Source organism: Photorhabdus kayaii (genome assembly GCF_025384895.1).
GTDB lineage: Bacteria > Pseudomonadota > Gammaproteobacteria > Enterobacterales > Enterobacteriaceae > Photorhabdus > Photorhabdus kayaii.
This window is the reverse complement of record NZ_JAJAFZ010000227.1, coordinates 1-574: the sequence shown is the minus strand read 5'-3', so window position 1 is coordinate 574 and position 574 is coordinate 1. Positions and strand designations below refer to the sequence as shown.

Genomic DNA, 574 nt, shown 5'->3' with positions numbered 1-574 from the left:
TCGGCCCATTTGGGGCCGAACAGCCCGGCCAGGGCGGCGGTGGAGCGGTAAGTCCGGTTCAGGGTCAGCGGCAGCACCCCCGGCAACGCCAGCACCGGCCAGACCTGTAGGAAGTCGCCGGTCGCCACGTCTACTGGCTCCCCGGCTTTGCTGCAAAGCTGACGGTCACAGCCGGTTTTTTTCACCGACGGGGCGGGGGGCGCTTCATGGGGGCGGTTTTTGTTCCCTCTGGGCAGGGGGAGGAGGCCGGCCAGCACCACGGCCCAGCGTAAGGCCCGGTCGCTGCTGACCATGATGTCATAGACGCCTTCGGTCTCCTGGGTGAGGGCAATGGATGCCGCGCCGCTGTTGATATTAGCGTCACAGGTGGTGCGGTGGCCCAGCCGGGCAATGGGCTTGCCGTTGGCAAACACCGTTTTCGCGCCTTCGGCAATCACTGCCGGGCCGGGGTGGTCGCTGCAGGCAATTTTATCGCCGGCCCGGGCCACCGGTTTGCCTTCAAAAAAGACATTGGGCGAGCCTTCAATAATGGTGCCTTTATTCTGGCCGTATTGCCCGATAGCGGCCCCGATAC

At 64.6% G+C, this 574-nt stretch carries 1 protein-coding gene; it reads right to left on the bottom strand.

The features are described from left to right. Nucleotides 1–574: PAAR domain-containing protein (locus LGZ98_RS24045; protein WP_262978762.1), on the bottom strand; the 574-nt coding region annotated here is incomplete at both ends.